The organism is Silvibacterium bohemicum, assembly GCF_001006305.1.
In the GTDB taxonomy this organism is placed as follows: domain Bacteria; phylum Acidobacteriota; class Terriglobia; order Terriglobales; family Acidobacteriaceae; genus Silvibacterium; species Silvibacterium bohemicum.
In genome coordinates this window covers 1-920 of record NZ_LBHJ01000015.1, presented here as the reverse complement: position 1 = coordinate 920, position 920 = coordinate 1, and the positions used below count along the sequence as shown (strand labels likewise).

The 920-nt window shown below is 65.2% G+C and carries 1 protein-coding gene; it reads right to left on the bottom strand.

Annotated features, from left to right (window positions below; translation table 11 throughout):
* Positions 1-920, bottom strand: a 920-nt coding sequence (locus tag XX99_RS21140; RefSeq protein WP_197081923.1) for an IPT/TIG domain-containing protein, incomplete at both ends; no start/stop codon positions are given.

Genomic DNA, 920 nt, shown 5'->3' with positions numbered 1-920 from the left:
GCCGTCACATCGAGCGCCGTCACTCCCCGATACTCCAGGATGCGGATATCCGGATAGGACGCCGCCTGGCTGAAGGTCACCGTCACCGTGTTGCTGCCACCCGCGATGTTCGCCGCATAATAGATCGACTGCTCCAGACCCGAGCCGGTTGTCGGGCCGATCGCAAGACGGTACGTGTTCCCTGCGCTGTCCTTGACCGACTGCACCGTCGAGGCAACGTCGTTCCAGCCCACCACGACAACGTTCAGATCACCCAGAGTCTGCGCGGCCGGATAGCTCACGCTCACTGTCGCCGTTGGCGACTGCGGCGTAGCCGAGGCCACCTGCGCAAAGGCGATCGCCACCGATGAGCTATAGGTAAAACCACTGGCCAGACTGCCGCTCTGCGAGCCCACGTTGGTCACTGTTACCGTCGACGCTCCGGCGCTGCCCGCCGGCGTCGTCGCCGTAATCGTCGTGCTGTTCACCACCACCACGCTCGTCGCTGCCGCGCCGCCGATCGTCACCGTCGCGCCGGTCGCGAAGTTCGTGCCCGTGATCGTCACCGCAGTGCCACCGGCGGTCGGACCGTTGTTCGGACTTACGCTGCTCACCGTCGGCTGGCCGATGTAAGTAAATCCTCCAGTCAGGCTCCCGCTCTGGCCGTTCACCGTCACTGTCACCGTCGACGCTCCAGCGCTGCCTGCAGGCGTGGTCGCCGTGATCGTCGTCGCACTCACCACAACCACGTTCGTCGCTGCTGCGGTGCCGAACTTCACCGTCGCGCCAGTCGCGAAGTTCGTGCCCGTGATCGTCACTGCCGTGCCGCCGGCCGCGACACCGCTGCTCGGACTCACGCTGCTTACCGTTGGTTGGACCACGTAGGTAAAGCCACTGGCCAGGCTTCCGCTCTGCGAGCCCACGCTATTGGTCACGGTCAC